The 15,806-nt window shown below is 69.7% G+C and carries 13 protein-coding genes and 1 pseudogene; 11 read left to right on the top strand and 3 right to left on the bottom strand.

The features are described 5' to 3' along the window. The first annotated feature begins 8 nt into the window (after positions 1-8). From ACH499_RS04850 to ACH499_RS04830, 5 genes are all read left to right on the top strand, one after another. A complete protein-coding gene (locus ACH499_RS04850) occupies positions 9-1,499 on the top strand; it encodes a 4-hydroxyphenylacetate 3-hydroxylase family protein (RefSeq protein WP_399013835.1) in 1,491 nt (496 codons plus the stop codon). Further along, positions 1,496-1,849: a cupin domain-containing protein gene (locus ACH499_RS04845; RefSeq protein WP_356198229.1), complete on the top strand. Its 354-nt coding sequence runs from the start codon at positions 1,496-1,498 to the stop codon at positions 1,847-1,849. The genes ACH499_RS04850 and ACH499_RS04845 overlap by 4 nt, the downstream gene beginning before the upstream one ends. Then, a complete protein-coding gene (locus ACH499_RS04840; protein ID WP_399013834.1) occupies positions 1,846-2,373 on the top strand; it encodes a flavin reductase family protein in 528 nt (175 codons plus the stop codon). Before ACH499_RS04845 ends, ACH499_RS04840 begins: the two co-directional genes overlap by 4 nt. Positions 2,374-2,450: 77 nt before the next feature. Beyond that, entirely contained in the window at positions 2,451-3,131 is a 681-nt protein-coding gene (locus ACH499_RS04835) for a GntR family transcriptional regulator (RefSeq protein WP_356198226.1), read from the top strand. Between the two features lie 101 nt (positions 3,132-3,232). Continuing rightward, a complete protein-coding gene (locus tag ACH499_RS04830; protein WP_356198225.1) occupies positions 3,233-4,045 on the top strand; it encodes a carbon-nitrogen hydrolase family protein in 813 nt (270 codons plus the stop codon). Here ACH499_RS04830 and bioD read toward each other — a convergent pair. The 3 genes and pseudogenes from bioD to ACH499_RS04815 all read right to left on the bottom strand — a co-directional run. Continuing rightward, positions 4,020-4,666 (bottom strand): annotated as a pseudogene (gene bioD / locus ACH499_RS04825) (ATP-dependent dethiobiotin synthetase BioD); the annotation flags it as partial. The gene ACH499_RS04830 and the pseudogene bioD overlap by 26 nt on opposite strands. A 129-nt stretch (positions 4,667-4,795) precedes the next feature. Further along, positions 4,796-5,878 (bottom strand): succinyl-diaminopimelate desuccinylase, encoded by a 1,083-nt coding sequence (gene dapE, locus ACH499_RS04820; RefSeq protein ID WP_399013833.1) that lies wholly within the window; start codon positions 5,876-5,878, stop codon positions 4,796-4,798. A gap of 98 nt (positions 5,879-5,976) precedes the next feature. Next, positions 5,977-7,134 carry an alanine racemase gene (locus ACH499_RS04815; RefSeq protein ID WP_399013832.1) on the bottom strand — a complete coding sequence of 386 codons (1,158 nt, stop codon included), beginning with the start codon at positions 7,132-7,134 and terminating at the stop codon, positions 5,977-5,979. A gap of 274 nt (positions 7,135-7,408) precedes the next feature. On the opposite strand from ACH499_RS04815, the gene ACH499_RS04810 reads away from it, so the two are divergent. From ACH499_RS04810 to ACH499_RS04785, 6 genes are all read left to right on the top strand, one after another. Beyond that, positions 7,409-8,989, top strand: a complete 1,581-nt coding sequence (locus ACH499_RS04810) for a serine hydrolase domain-containing protein (RefSeq protein WP_399013831.1) — start codon at positions 7,409-7,411, stop codon at positions 8,987-8,989. 95 nt (positions 8,990-9,084) lie between these two features. Continuing rightward, the gene (locus tag ACH499_RS04805; protein WP_399013830.1) at positions 9,085-10,674 is read left to right on the top strand and encodes an ABC transporter substrate-binding protein; all 1,590 of its coding nucleotides are present in this window, start codon (positions 9,085-9,087) and stop codon (positions 10,672-10,674) included. Then, positions 10,675-11,613 carry an ABC transporter permease gene (locus tag ACH499_RS04800; RefSeq protein ID WP_399013829.1) on the top strand — a complete coding sequence of 313 codons (939 nt, stop codon included), beginning with the start codon at positions 10,675-10,677 and terminating at the stop codon, positions 11,611-11,613. After that, positions 11,610-12,485 (top strand): ABC transporter permease, encoded by an 876-nt coding sequence (locus tag ACH499_RS04795; protein ID WP_399013828.1) that lies wholly within the window; start codon positions 11,610-11,612, stop codon positions 12,483-12,485. The genes ACH499_RS04800 and ACH499_RS04795 overlap by 4 nt, the downstream gene beginning before the upstream one ends. Further along, positions 12,482-14,245, top strand: a complete 1,764-nt coding sequence (locus ACH499_RS04790; RefSeq protein WP_399013827.1) for a dipeptide ABC transporter ATP-binding protein — start codon at positions 12,482-12,484, stop codon at positions 14,243-14,245. The genes ACH499_RS04795 and ACH499_RS04790 overlap by 4 nt, the downstream gene beginning before the upstream one ends. After that, positions 14,238-15,788: an amidohydrolase family protein gene (locus ACH499_RS04785; RefSeq protein WP_399013826.1), complete on the top strand. Its 1,551-nt coding sequence runs from the start codon at positions 14,238-14,240 to the stop codon at positions 15,786-15,788. The genes ACH499_RS04790 and ACH499_RS04785 overlap by 8 nt, the downstream gene beginning before the upstream one ends. Positions 15,789-15,806: the final 18 nt, after the last annotated feature.

The raw sequence follows: 15,806 nt of genomic DNA, 5'->3' as shown, positions 1-15,806 counted from the left end.
GACCCCTGATGCGCACCGGAGCCGAGTACCTGTCCAGTCTCAACGACGGCCGCCAGGTCTACCTGGACGGTCAGGCCGTCGACAACGTCGCCGAGCACCCAGCCTTCGCCGGAGTGGCCCGCACCGTGGCCACCATGTTCGACGTGGCGGCCGGCCCCGAGCGCGGCATGCAGACCACCCGCGCGGACGGCACCACCGTCAACAAGGTCTTCACGGCCCCCTGCAGCCGTGAGGACCTCGTCGAGCGCCGCCGGGCCATCGAGACATGGGCCGAGGTCTCCCACGGCTGGATCGGACGCAGCCCCGACCACGTGGGCACCTACATGGCCGCGTTCGGCGCCCACCCCGAGGTGTTCACCACCGAGACGCGTGACTTCTCGCAGAACGTGCGGGACTACGTCAAGCGCGTACAGGACGAGAACCTCTACCTCGCCTACGCGATCATCCCGCCGCAGTACTCCCGGGCCACCGACGCCTCCGGGTGGGGCGAGGAGTTCCTCCAGGTCGGCGTCGTCGAAGAGCGCGAGGACGGCATCGTCGTGCGCGGCTCACAGATGCTGGCCACCGGCGCGGCCATCGCCGACGAGATCTTCGTGTCCTGTATCAAGCCGCTCGGCCCGGACGACATCGACTTCGCCGTCAGCTTCGCCGTGCCGGCCGCCGCCGAAGGCCTCAAGCTCTACCATCGCCGCCCCTACGCCCCGCAGGCCTCCAGCGAGTTCGACTACCCGCTGACCACCCGCTTCGACGAGCCCGACGCCCTGGTGGTCTTCGACGACGTCTTCATCCCCTGGGAGCGCGTGTTCGCGTGCCGCGACACCGACACCGTGCGCAGGCAGTTCTTCGACACGGGCGCCCACGCCCTGGGCAACTGGCAGGCCCAGATCCGTTTCACCGCCAAGCTGAAGTTCATCGCCTCCGTCGCCCGGCGCGTCACCCAGGTCAACGGCACCGACCGCATCCCGAGCGTGCGCGAGAAGCTCGGTGAGATCGCCTCCCTCGTGTCCTTGGTCGAGTCCGCCGTCCTGGCCGCCGAGTACACCGCCGAGCCCGACGAGGCCGGCCTGATGGTCCCCGGCGCCCGCGCCCTGTACGGCTCCATGGGCCTGCAGTCCGAGATGTACCCGCGCGTCATCGCGATCCTGCGCGACCTGGTCGGCGGGGGCGTCCTGCAACTGCCCGCCACCGTGCGCGACCTCGAGAGCGACCTGACCCGCGGCGACCTCACCCACTACGTCAAGTCCCCGGGCGTGGAGACCACCGAACGCGTCAAGCTCTTCAAGCTCGCCTGGGACGTCATCGGCACCGAGTTCGGCGGCCGCCACCAGCAGTACGAGATGTTCTACGCCGGCGCCCCGTTCCTCGTGAAGGGCGTGTACGCCTTCAACAACTTCGGCTACGAGTCCCTGCTGCCGGAGCTGGACGCCTTCCTCGCCTCCGTCCCCAGCCCGCACGCCACCACCCCCGCCCACACCGCCACCCAGGAGGTCTCCGCATGAAGCCCGAGATCGAGTTCACCGGCATCGAGAACGTCACCTACGTCCCTGCCCCCGGAAACGTCCCCGGACTGACCATGGCCATCCTGGCCGAGGACCCCGAACACGACGTCGTCACCCGCATCCTCAAGTTCGAACCGGGCACCGACACCTCCGCCAACGGCGTGCAGGTGCACGACTCCTGGGAAGAGGTGTTCATCTTCGAGGGCTCCTTCACCGACCTCGAACTCGGCCGGACCTTCACCGCCCCCTGCTACGCGGTGCGCCCGCCCGGGATGAAGCACGGCCCCTGGAAGTCCGAGACCGGCGCCCGCATGTTCGAGGTGCGCTACATGCGCAAGGAGGACGCGTGACCGCGCTGACCCAACGCCTGCGGGCCCCCGACAAACTGGCGATGCGCCGCACCATGGGGCACTTCGTCACCGGCGTCGCCGTCGTCACCACCCTGGAGGGCGACACCCCGCAGGGCATGACTGTCAACTCCCTGACGTCCATCAGCCTGGAACCGCCGATCCTCATGGTCTCCCTGAACCACGGATCCCGTACCGGCGACGCCATCGAATCCTGCGGCACCTTCGGCGTCTCGATCCTGTCCGCCCGCCAGGAGCAGGTGGCCCGGGTCTTCTCACGCCCCGGCCAGGACCACTTCGCCGGCGGCCACTTCGACGTGACCGAGAACGGGATCCACCTGATCAAGGACTCCCTGGCCCAGGCGGAATGCACCGTCCACCAGGCCATCACGGTCGGTGACCACCGGGTCATCTTCGGGGAGGTCACCGGTGCCTGGGACCGTCAGGGACCCGCCCTGGCCTTCGACACCGGACACTTCGGAGAGTTCTTCGGCTTCGGGCACGACCCGATGCCCTGGACCTTCTGACCGTGCCACGAGGGGGCTCCCGGGCTCTCCGGGCAGCCCCGTCGGCCGGATGTCCACAGATTGCATACGATGCGCACATGAACCAGGCGGACACTGCGGACACCCGGGCCGGACAGGCCCTCTCCACACGGGACAAGGTTCTCGCGCACCTGCGCGAGAACGTCCTGACGGACCCCGACGTCCAGGACACCTTTCTCAGCGAGCAGGCCATCGCCGACACCGTCGGCGTCTCGCGGACCCCGGTCCGCGAGGCCCTGGTCATCCTCGCCTCCGAGGACCTCGTGCGGCTCATGCCCAAACGGGGCGTGTTCGTCCCCGCCATGACCTCACGTGAACTCACCGAACTCTTCGAAATCCGCGGCGTGCTCGAAAAGCACGCCGCACAGAAGATCGCCTCCCTCCCCGGAGCCGACCTCACCGAACTCCGTCAGCACCTGGCCCACCAGCAGGAGCTCGCCGACACGACCCCGCACACCCCGCAGAACGCCCGAGAGTTCATCGCCGCCGACCGGGGATTCCACCAGGCTTTGGTCGCTCTCGCCGGCAACCGCCTGGCCACCCGCACCTACACGAGCCTGCGCGACCGCCAGACGCGCGCCGGACTCCTGGCGGTCCAGGAACGCGACTCACGCTGGCAGGAGGTATGCGCCGAGCACACCCTCATCGTGCAGGCCCTCGAGAAGGGGGACGCCGAAGCCGCGACGGCCGCCATCGACCGGCACCTGAACACCACCCTGGTCACCCTCCTCGCCCAGTAGAGCGCCCCCGCGGCCGGGAGCACACGGGCGTCGGAGGGACCGGACCACCGTCCACGGACGCTCATCGCCGTCCATCGTCGTCCCTCGTCACAGGAGGACCCGTGCGTATCGCCCTGGCCCAGATGCTCAGCACCACCGACCCGCAGGAGAACCTGCGGACCCTCACCGACCTGACCGCCCGGGCAGCCGGCCGGGGAGCCGACGTCGTCGTCTTCCCCGAGGCCGCCATGTGCGCCTTCTCCGGTCCGGTCGCCGACGCGGCCGAGCCGCTGGACGGCCCCTGGGCCCGGCAGGTCGCGTCCCTCGCCGCCGCCCACGGGGTGACGATCGTGGCCGGGACGTTCACACCGGCCCCCGACGGGCGCACGCGCAACACCCTGCTGGTCACCGACGGAGCCACCACCGACGGCTACGACAAGATCCACCTGTACGACGCCTTCGGCTACCGCGAGTCCGACACCGTGCAGGCTGGCACCGACCTGCTCCTGCGCGACATTGGGGGAGTGCGGTTCGGCTTCGCCACCTGCTACGACGTGCGCTTCCCCGAGCAGTTCGTCGCGCTCGCCGAGGCCGGTGCGCAGGTCGTGGTCGTCTCCGCGTCCTGGGGCGACGGGCCGGGCAAGGCCGAGGCCTGGCGGCTCCTGACGACCGCGCGTGCTCTGGACACCACCTGCTTCGTCGCCGCCTGCGGGCAGGCCGACCCCGCGAGCGTCGGCAACCCCTCGGGGCCCGGCCCCCTCGGCGTGGGACACAGCCGTCTGGTCGCTCCCGACGGCGCCCTCGTCGGGGCCCTCGACCAGGAACCCGGACTGCTGGTCGAGGACCTGGACCTCGCCGCGCTCGAGCAGGCCAGGCAGGCCCTTCCGGTCATGGCCAACCGCGTGCGGCTCACGACTCCGGCCGCCTCGGCCTGAACCCGGCGGCCGCCCGCCCCGCGCCCGGTCGGTCCATGTCGGCGCGGGGGCGGCGCCGAGCGGTGAAGGCGACGGAGTCCCAGGTGCCGCACAGCGCGGGCCCGAGCCGGCCGGACGCCTGTGCGCGGAACGCCGGAGGGGCCAGCGCGCCGGCGCGCCGGGGGGTCGCTCCGAACAGGGGTGCGCCGGTGACGACCGGGAGGTCGGTGACGTTGCACCGTGTGGCGAGGCCGGGGGTGTGGGCCGGCTGCCGATCACTATGCCCGTCAGCTCCAGGCCCCGCGCCGCGAGTTCGCGCGCCGTCAGCTCGGTCGTGTTCAGCGTGCCCAGCCCCGCCGACGTCCCCACGAGCACCGGTGCGTCCAGCAGGGCGGCGACGTCCGCGAGGGTGCCGCCGTCCTGGTCGAAGCGGACGAGCAGCCCGCCCGCTCCCTCGAGCAGGACCGGGTCGTGGTCGGCGGCCGGCTTGTCGGCCCGTTCCGCGACCTCGTGCGGCCGCACGGGCGCGCGCTCGGCGAGGCGGGCGGCCGTGGCGGGTGCCAGGGGTTCGGGGTAGCGGGCGGTCTCGGCTGCCGTGACCGCGCCCGCGAGGCGTGAGGCCTCCTGGGCGGCCTCGGGTTCGGGGCCGATGGGGTGCTGGCCGCGCCGTTCGCTCTGTGCCCGGGGACCATCGGCCGGGCGACCGGTACGAGCGCTGGCCCGACTGCGGGTAGGCGGCTGAGAGTCCCGGACTGATGTCGACTGCGACTATCAACCGATGAGCCAGTCCCGAAGGGAGTGGTGGACCTGCCGCAGTTGGGAGACCTCGACGTACTCACCGGGTGTGTGGGCCAAAGACGGGTCGCCCGGACCGAAGTTCAGGGCAGGCACGCCTGCCGCAGCGAAGCGGGCGACATCGGTCCAGCCGAGTTTCGCCCGCGGCTCGGTGCCAAGCCGCGCGAGCAGCGACGCGGCGGCGGGCCGGTCGAGCCCCGGCAGGGCGCCCGGCAGCACCTCGGTCACCTCGACCTCGTACTCGGAGAAGAGCCCACGCACGTACGCCTCTGCATCCACCGTGGTACGGCTCGGGGCGTAGCGCAGATTGACCGTGACCACGCACACGTCAGGGACCACGTTGCCGGCGACCCCTGACCGCACCGCCACGGCGCTCAGCCCCTCCCGGTACACCAGCCCATCGATGACCACCTCCTCAGCGATGTGCTCCGCCAATCTGCGCAGCACATCACCCGCGAGGTGCGCCGCGTTGACGCCCATCCACGGCCGGGCCGTGTGCGCCCGCCTTCCCCGTACGACTATGTCCGCCGTGAGGAAGCCCTGACAGCCGCCCTCCACCGTGCCATCGGACGGCTCCATGAGGATTGCCAGATCGGCGTCGAGGAGGTCTGGGCGCTCGGCGGCGATCTGGCCCAGGCCGTTGCGGTCGTCGGATGTCTCCTCACACTCGTAGAAGACGTAGGTGACGTCCCGGACCGGAGTTGCGATGGTTGCCGCGATGTGCAGGGCCACAGCCACCCCGCCCTTCATGTCGCAAGCACCAAGCCCGTGCAGCAACCCGTCCGCGAGACGGGAAGGCAGGTTGTCGCAGGCCGGGACAGTGTCCAGGTGCGCGGCGATCACCACGCGCTCGGCTCGTCCCAGCTCGGTGCGGGCGACCACGGAGTTGCCGATCCGCCTGACCCTCAGATGGGGCAGACTCCTCAGAGCGCGCTCCACCCCGTTGGCGAGTGCCGCCTCCTCACCGCTCTCGGACGGTATGTCGACCAACGCGCGTGTCAACTCGACGAGGTCCGAGCCGAGATCGAGCTCACTCTGGAGGCCGCTGGGGACAGACATGGCAGTGCTCCATAAGGTAGGGGGCGGCCGAAGCAGGGGTAGGGCGATGGCGCCCAGCATCCGGTGATCGCCAGGTGACAGCCGGTGAGCGGCTGTGATCAGCGGAACTGGGGATGCCACACGTCACGCGTGTGACCTTGGCTGTCGACTACGGTGATGTCGGGCCAGCGGTCGAAGGCGGAGCAGGGGTGGGAGATCCCGAGGTCGACCTCGTCGCCGACGTGCAGATCGCGTACATCGGTGAGGACAAGGTGGTGGTCGTAGATCTGGTCCGCGGTCGCTGTGGCGGCGGGCCGCCGCGCGCCGTGTGGATCGCGGGCGGCGATGAGTACCGGCAGGCCGGCGTCGTAGGGCAGCTCGCGTTTCCCGGCGCCGACGACGGCTCGCCCTGGTTCCGGGGTGGAGAGCACGACCGCGCGCACGGTCAGCGCCGCTTTCAGCCCAGGCAGGCGGGAGACATGTTCGTATGTGCCGTGGTCATGGGTGACGTAGCAGCCCGACCGCAGGACGGGCACCATCGGCAGGCCACCGGGGTGGTGTGCGGCTTCGGCCAGGGCGTGGACGACCCGGTCGGGGAAGGCCGAGCCGCCCATGCTGAAGAGGGGCTGCGTGGTCTCGAAGAGCGCGGTGAGGCCGCGGAACACGGTGATCGTCCGATGGCAGTGTTCGTCGACGGCGGCAAGGGTCGTGGTGTCCCTCCGGTTGGGCCGGATGCCTTCGAAGGCGGCGACGCCGGCAAGGAGTAGTCCGGGCGCTGCCCGGACGGCCCTGGCCAGGTCAGCCGCCTCGGCCAGTCCCTTCACGCCTGTGCGGCCTGCGTCCGTTCCGACGTCGATCAGGACGCGCAGGGGGGCCCGTGCGCCGCCCATGAGCGGCTGGGCGAGGGCGATACCGGCCGAGGAGTCGACGAAGCAGTACAGCTCCAGTCCTGATGCGTCGTCGAGCCACCTGCGCAGCAGGGAGAGGTCCTGGGGGTGGACCACCTGGTTCGCGATGATTACACGCCGCGCTCCCCACCCAAGGGCGATCCCGGCCTGCGTCACGGTGGCGACCGTGACGCCCCATGCCCCCGCGGCCAGCTGCCGTTCGACGATGGAGCGTGTCATGGTGGTCTTGATGTGCGGGGCCAGCTCAACGTGGTGATCGCGGCACCAGGCCGCCATGAGCCGGACGTTGTGCTCCAGCGCCTGCTGGTCGAGGCGGAGCTCCGGCAGATGGCCGGTTGGGTGTCCGCCTCGTGGCATCTCGTGGTCCATGGGCTCCTCCGAGCGCGGCGCGTTGCCGCAGGGCGATGGGGAACGTGTATCAGCGACGGTGCGTAGAGTTCGACTGCAGCCACGGGACGGGAAACACAGGATCGCCCGGCGGCGGAAGCACGTCGACGGCTTCCAGGTCCAGGAACGTGCTCAACAAAGGAATACTCCTGACGGCAGGAGGCGCCTGGACATGTCCTTTCGGCCAACGTTGGGTGCGTGGACTTTGCCGGTTAGGACAATCCTTCCGAGCAGTCGGGCTGAGAGTCTGTGCCGCATGGACATCTCAACAACATTGTCCGAGCTGGTGGACTCGGCGGTGCGCCCGGGAGACCCGGGACTGGCCGTCGGGATCTACACCGACGGGAAGCTGATCCACCAGGCAACGGCGGGGCTGGCCAGCGTGGAGTTCGAGGCGCCGGTCGACACGCGGACACGGTTCGACATCGCTTCCATGAGCAAGCAGTTCACTGCCGCGGCGGCGTTGCTGCTGTGCCGGGACGGGCGGCTGTCGCTGGACGACGACATACGGACCCACCTGCCCGAACTGAAGTTGGCGGTACCGGTGACCGTCGGACAGTGCCTGCGGCACACAGGCGGTCTGCGGGAGTGGCTGGCCCTGACGACGATAGCCGGCCGCCCACTGACCAGGATCACCCAGGACCAGACCCTGGCCTTCCTGGCAGGGCTGACCGAGGTCAACTTCGAACCTGGGACCGAGTTCTCCTACTCCAACACGGGTTACGTCCTGGTCGCCTCGCTCGTGCACCGGCTCACCGGCCAAACGCTGGGGGAGTTCACCACGGACCGGATGTTCACGCCGCTGGGCATGACCAACACCATGTTCCGCGAGAACAGCCAGGAGCCGTTGGCGCGATTCGCCTACGGGTACGACGTCACCAGCGGTGCCGTCCGGCGCGCCGACACCGAGGAGTCCGCGGTCGGCGACGGCGGCCTGGCCACCAGCGTCGCCGACCTGGGGCCGTGGTTCGGATTCCTGCAGGACGGCCGGGTTCTGGGCGTCGACATCCGCGACGGGCTGTTGCAGCAGGTCGACTCCGGGGACGGAGAGGAGTGGCCGTACGCGCTGGGCCTCTACCACACGACGATCGCGGGCCACCCGGTGTTCGGCCACGCCGGCGGCGTCCCCGGATACCGGTCTCAGTTGTTGTTCATGCCGGGCTCCGACCTCGGTGTGGCGTTGCTGAGCAACAACTCGTCGATCAACTCCCCGAAGCTGGCCACCCAGGTGCTCAGGCTTGCGGCCGGGCTGCCCGAGGCGGATCCCATCGAGCTGGTGGCGGACCCTGTGGCCGGCGAGCCCGCTGCCCAGCTGACGGGGGACTGGCTGGATCCGCAATCCGACCTCACCATCCGGATCGACGCCGTGGGCGACGGCCGGATCAGAATCCGTGGTGGGTCGCCCACCGGCGAGTTCGCGCCGGCCGTCGACGGCAGTTGGCAGGGCTTGGAGGAGTGTGCCGGCTTCTGGGGGCAGGTGTCGGCCGGCACCCTCCGGATCGGGTCGGTGTATCGCCCGGGCCGCGCCACGGAGTACTGGCGTTGTCCACCCTTGGCTACCAGCCTCACGCTGGCACCGGCCGTCTACCGCAGTCCCGAGCTGGGCATCCTGGCGACAGTCACCACGGACGGCAAGCTCGAGCTCGGTCTGGAGTTCGTCGAGACGATCGAACCGGCACCGGATGGTGCGTTCAGCGCAGGCGGCCTGATCAGCCTGCGTCCCAGCGGTGAAGACCTCCTGATCAGCACCCACGGGGTCCGCCGGATGCGCTTCGTCAGACAGCCTGACGGCACCGCCCCCGTGGGTCTTCCCCCCGGCCTCAACGTCGCCGGCTGACACCGCCCACCACCTGCTCACTCTGCGCCGACCGCCCCGACGTGTCCCTCACCGGCGTCCACTTCACCCGATCCATCCCACGACGAGGACTCCCCATGACTCCAACGTTGCCAAGCCGCCGGACGGCCTGCGGGCTGCTCGGCGGTGCCCTGATCGGAAGCCTGCTGCTGACCGGATGCGCGACGGCCGGCAGCGGGGCAGGCGACCCGGACACGCTCACGATGGCAACCACGAGCCCGCCGAACGTGCTGGACGTCGCCCATGGTTTCACCGGCCCGTGCACCCTGGTGCAGTTCGCGATCCTGGAATCGCCGGTGACGAGGGACAAGAACGGCAAGGTCATCCCGCAGTTGGCACAGTCGTGGACCGAGCCGAACCCGGTCACCTACGTGTTCAAGCTGCGCAAAGGCGTGGTGTTCTCCGACGGCTCTCCGATGACCGCCGAGGATGTCGCGTTCTCATTGTCGCGGCACACCGACCCGAAGGTGGCCTCCGAGGCGGCGAGCATGGTGACCGCCGTCAAGTCGGTGCGGGCCACCGGCCCGGACGAGGTCACCGTCGTGCTCAAGACCCCGACCCAGACGTTCCTGCCGAACGCAGCTGTGGTGTGGCAAGTGGTGCCCAAGAAGCTCGCCGCGGCGCACCCGCAGGACCTGGGAACGCCGGCAGTCGGGACCCTGGGCACCGGGCCGTACAAGGTCACCGAGTTCTCCAGCACCGAGGGCGTCACCCTGAAGCGCAACGAAAGGTATTGGGGTCCCGAGCCGGCCATCGGCACGGTGAAGGTCACCACCATCACCGACCCGGAGACGCTGCGGCTGGCCGTCTCGTCCGGGGAGGTCGACGGGACCAATCAAGTTCCGCCGCGTGACGCCCGCAAGTGGGCCCCTCTGAAGGACGTCAAGACCCGATTCTACGCCGGCAACTCGATCGCCTTCCTCTCCCTGAACGTCAAGTACGGGCCGCTGTCGGACGTACACGTCCGCAGGGCCATCGCGCACGCGGTGAACCGGGAGGCGATGCAGCGGCTGGTGGTCGGCGACAAGGCCGCACCCGCGACCACGATCCTGACCCACCCGATGCTCAAAGCACTCTACGGGGAAGGCTTCCAGAGCGCGATCGACCAGTTGCCCCAGTATCCGTACGACCTGTCCGCGGCCAGGTCGGAGCTGGCGAAATCCAAGTACCCCAACGGCTTCGAGCTGCCCGCCAACTACAGCAGTGGTAACAACACGGCCGACGCGCTGCAGGTGCTGGCAGCGGACCTGGCCGAGATCGGCATCAGGCTCAAGCCCCACCCATTGCCAGACGATGCCTATCGCGCCAAACGAATTCGACACGATGGACTCACCCTGGGACTGAGCGACCTGGCCTACGCCACCCCGGATCCGGGCGAGCTGCTACCGGACCTGGTGTCCAGCGTCGGGGCGAAGCCCTACGGCTTCAACTTCGCCCAGTTCTGGACCCCGCGGATGGACGCCCAGGTGAACAAGGTGCTCGGCCTCAGGAGCGGCGAGGAGCGTACACAGGCAGTCACCGAGATCCTCGCCGAGACCGCCGAGCAGGCGCCGTACATCCCGCTGTACAGCGTGGACTCCGGGATCGCGCTGAACAAACGGTTCAGCGAGAACGTCGGGGTGTGGACGCAGAACATCTTCACCGAGATCAAGCCCGCGGGGGCCTAGATGAACACTGCCACGTTGGTTGCCCGGCGGTTGGCGTCCGCCGTGGTCCTGCTCGGGGTGATGTCGGTGCTCACCTACGGGTTGCTGTCCCTCACCCCGGACGGGCCCGTGCATGCGCTGCTGGGTGACAGACCGTCGACCCCGCAGACCATAGCCGCGATCCGCGCGCAGTACCTGCTGGACGAGCCGTTCCCGGTGCGGTACTGGCACTGGCTGAGTGGTGTGCTGTCGGGTGACTTCGGATCCTCGGTATTCGCCAGGCAGCCGGTGCTGTCGGTGATCGCCGAGCGCCTCCCGGTGACCGCCACGCTGGCCGGCTGTGCCATGGTGCTGACCCTGCTGCTCGGAATTCCGGCCGGCATGGCGGCCGGGCTGCGCCGCGGCAAGCTGCTCGACCAGGGCATCACGCTGGTCGCGCTGGTCGCGCTGTCCTTCCCGCCGTTCGCGCTGGGCCTGCTGCTGCTGTACGGCTTCGCCGTCGCCCTGGGCTGGTTCCCGACGTACGGGGGCGGGGATCTGAGCCACTACATCTTGCCGGCGGTCGCGTTGTCGCTCGGTCAAGCGGCTGTACTGGTCCGGCAGACCCGCGCCGCCACCCTTGATGTCGGTGCTCAGGACTACGTCACGTTCGCCCGGGCCCGGGGCCTGAGCCGGATGCGGACCTGGGGAAGCTACTCCCTGCGCAACGCCGCGCTGCCCGTACTCACCGTCGCGGGACTCCTGGCCGCGGCGAACCTGACCGGCGCGGTGTTTGTGGAACAGACCTTCAGCTTGCCCGGGCTGGGATCGCTCCTGGTGCAGGCGGTAAACCAGAAGGACATCCCCTTGATCCAGGCGTTGGTACTGCTCGGTGGCGCAGTGGTCATCGGGGTGAACCTCTTGGTGGACCTGATTTACCTGGCGGTCGACCCCAGGGTCCGGCACGGAGCCCCCGCATGAGCGCGGCGACGACGACCCGACCGGGCGTCCGAGAAGGTGGCCGGCGGCACAAGCTCGCCGGCGGCCGCATCCTGACGGGGACAGCGCTGCTGGCGCTCGCGATCATCGTGCTGGCCGCGGTCCTTGGAAACTGGCTGGCTCCGCATGACCCGGCGCTGCAGAACGTCGAGCTGGGCCCCAGCGGCCCGAGCGCGACCCACCCGCTCGGCACCGACGATTTGGGCCGTGATGTGGTGTCCCGGCTGTTGGCAGGGGCCCACACCGCGTTGGTCGCCCCGGTGTTGATCGCCCTCGGGACCACCCTGCTGGGTACCACCCTCGGCCTGCTCGCCGGCTACCATCGGGGCTGGCTGGACGCGGTCCTGATGCGACTTGGCGACCTGTTGTACGCGCTGCCCGGGCTGCTCATACTGATCGTCCTCGTGGGCATCGTCGGCGGCGGAACCACGGTCGCCGTGCTCGCCCTCATCGTCCTGGGCGCCCCGGTCGACATGCGGACAATCCGCAGCCTGGCACTGAGCCAGCGGGAGTTGGCGTACGTCGATGCCGCCCGCACTCTGGGCCTGTCGGACCGGCGGATCATCTTCCGGCACCTGCTGCCCAATCTGGCGCCGACTGTGACAGCCAACCTGCTGCTCAGCTTCGTCAGCGCGTTGGCGGCGCTGACCGGGCTGTCGTTCCTGGGAATCGGACTGCCGGCGGGCACGCCCGACTGGGGCCTGATGATCCAGGAGAACCGCACCCTGCTGGACCTCAATCCGTGGGCGGCCGTGGCACCGGCATTGCTCATCATGGTCACCGCCATCGCGGCCACCCTGCTCGGCGACAGCATCTTCGAACGGCTCAGCGCCGGGAAAGGCGTTCCGGAATGAGCGAGCTGCTACAGGTACACGGCCTCACGATCACCCTCGGGGACCGCCGGATAGTCGATGACGTCGACCTGACCGTCGCACCCGGCGAAACCGTCGGACTGGTCGGCGAATCGGGCAGTGGCAAGTCCCTGACCGCCCGGGCGATAGCCGGACTGCTGCCCCCACCGCTGCTGGCCCACGGCTCGGTGCGGATGTCCGGTACCGAACTCATCGGGGCGCGGGAGAAGGTGCTGCGCAAGGTGCGGGGCCGACGCGTCGGCCTGCTCCTGCAGGACCCGTTCGCCCAGCTGAACCCGCTGCTGACCGCAGGTGCGCACATCGCCGAGTCGCTTCCTCGTGGTGCCGGCCACGACCGGGCCGAGATCACCCGCCGGCTCGCGGAGGTCGGCATCGACAACCCGCACGTGGCCCAGCTGTACCCATTCCAGATGTCCGGCGGGATGCGGCAGCGGGTGGCGATGGCGGCAGCGCTGGCCGGGGATCCCGAACTGCTGATCGCCGACGAGCCCACCACAGCCCTCGACGCCACCATTCAGCACGAGATCATGCAGCTGCTCGCCAGGATTCAGGCGGCCCGGGGAATGGCCGTGCTGCTGATCACGCATGACCTGCGAGTCGCGTTCGCGCTGTGCGACCGGGTCCAGGTGATGTACGCCGGTCGCGTGCTGGAGGCAGGCCGCAGCCGCACCGTCGCCGCTGCCCCGAGCCACCCGTACACCGCCGGGTTGATCGGCGCGCTTCCAGCGGTGGAACGCACCTCCATGCAGCTGGTATCCATTCCCGGCTCGGTGCCGCGCGCGGCCGACGTCACGGACCGGTGCGCGTTCGCCGACCGGTGCCGACAGCAACAGGACGATTGCCTCACCGGTCGCCCACCGCTACGAGAGGTTGCTGTCGCCCACCAAACGGCTTGCCGGTACGACGTACAGCCGTCCGCGACCCCGACCCTCGACGAGCCGGTCGCGGCCAAGCCTTCGAAGGCGTCAGACGGCCCACTCCTGCTGGTCGAGGGGTTGTGTAAGAGCTACGGCAAGGTGAAGTCACTGGACGGTGTCGACCTCCGGATCGCCCCGGGCGAGCGGCTGGGGTTGGTCGGCGAGTCCGGCTCTGGCAAGACGACCCTGGCCCGGTGCCTGCTCGGCCTCGTCGAAGCGAGCAACGGGCGGATCCTGCTGGATGGCACGGACACGACCCGGCTGCGGCGACTGTCCACGAGCCAACGGCGAACCGCGCGGAGCTTGGTGCAGTGTGTGTTCCAGGATCCGTCCACCTCGCTCAACCCGGCGATGACGGTTGGCACCACCCTGGCAGAGGCGGCCGGTCAGGCACGGCCGGAGGACCGGCTCCCCGTCGGCGAGCTGCTCGAGCTGGTCGGCCTGCCACCGGCGTACTCCGGGTTGCGGCCGCACCGGCTGTCGGGCGGCCAGAAACAGCGGGTCGCGATCGCGCGGGCGCTCGCCGTGCGTCCAGCGCTGTTGATCTGTGACGAGCCGACCGCGTCGCTGGACGTGTCGGTCCAGGCCCACATCCTGGCACTGCTGCGCCGCATCAATACCGAGCTGGGCACCGCCCTGCTGTTCATCACGCACGACCTGGCCGTGGTCCGGCAGATCACCGACCGCATCGTAGTACTGCTGCACGGCCAGGTGGTCGAGGCGGGTGACACCGAGAAGGTGCTCGATGCCCCCACTCACGAATACACCCGCCGCCTGGTGGCCTCCGTGCCACCGGCGCCGACCGGAAAGGCAGCCCATGCATGATCTGATCATCTCCGGTGGTGAGGTCCACGACGGATTCGCCTCCACGCCAGTCACCGCCGACGTCGCCATCACCGCCGACCGCATCATTGCCGTGGGCAAGGATCTCGGGGCCGCCAGACGGACCATCGATGCGGCCGGCCTGGTGGTAGCCCCCGGGTTCGTCGATCCCCACAGCCACTCCGACAGCGTCCCGTTCCTACCCGACGCGCAGCCCTTCAAGCTGCTGCAGGGCGTCACCACGGAGGTCGTCGGCAACTGCGGCTTCTCGATGGGACCGACAGATCCCGAGACCGCCGGGCTGAGCCCGATCCAGCTGGGCGAGCAGACGTTCACGACCTTCGCGGACTACCTCGATGCTGCGGAGACCGCCGGGCTGAGCAACCACTTCGCCCCACTGGTCGGCCACAACACGCTGCGCCTGGCGGTAGCCGGCATGGAGAAGCAGTTGCCGCCGGGGGGCCTGGACCGGCTGTGCGCGCTCACCGACGAGGCCTTCGCAGCCGGGGCTCGCGGACTGTCCAGCGGTCTCGAGTACGTGCCCGGCGCGTACGCGGACCTGGCCGAGCTCACCGACCTGGCCCGGATCGCCCGCCGGTACGACGGGGCATACGCCACCCACATGCGCAGCGAGAGCGAGGGGCTGGCCGATGCACTCGACGAAGCGGTCGCGATCGCCAGAGCAGCCGGGATCAGGCTGCAGGTGTCGCACTGCAAGGCTTCCGGCCGCGCCGTCCACGGCGCGGCCCGTCTGATCCTGGACAAGCTGGCCGAGGCCCGCCGCAGTGGCGTTGACGTACGTGGAGACCAGTACCCGTACCGGGCCTTCTGTACGAGCCTGTCGGCGATGCTGCCTCCAGAGGCGTGCGAAGGCAACGTGGACGCGCTGCGCGCCAGGCTCTCCGATCCGGTGACCCGGGCGGCGATCAGAGCGACGGCCGAGGGACCAGGGCCGGGGATCGGCGTCGGGTTGTGGCGGGAGCTCCACCCGGAGGACATGCAGATGCTGCGGCACACCGATCCGACGGTGACGGGGCGCCGGCTGGCCGAAGTGCTGGCCGGACGAGATCCATGGGACGTGCTGTGCGAGCTGCTGATCGCCGACCCGCACGCGTTTGTCGTCTGCCACACCATGGACGAAGGTGATGTACTGGCGCTCATGGCCGATCCGTTGATCGCCATCGGCTCGGACAGTGACATCCCGATCGGTCCAGTACATCCCCGGACCTTTGGCACCTTCCCCGCCTTCTTCGGCAGCTATGTGCGTGACGGCGGTGTGGTCGACCTGCCCGAGGCGATCCGGAAGGTCACCTCCGCCACCGCGAGCCAGTTCGGATTGTCCGACCGCGGCTGGATCGGCCGCGGCTCCGTAGCGGACCTGGTGGTCTTCGATCCCGCGCGGATGGGCCACGCCGGGACCTATGAGAATCCCGAACTGCGGCCGACCGGCATGGTGCATGTGTTCCTGGCAGGTGAACAGGTGATCGCCGACGGTGAGTTCACCGGTGAGCGCCGGGGCCGGATGCTGCGATCGGCGAGGCGATGACCGCCCCGGCCGGGATCA

It is taken from the genome of Streptomyces sp. NPDC018947 (assembly GCF_044390505.1).
Lineage (GTDB): Bacteria > Actinomycetota > Actinomycetes > Streptomycetales > Streptomycetaceae > Streptomyces.
Note: the sequence above shows the minus strand (reverse complement) of the source record. Positions and strands in the feature narration are given on the sequence as shown.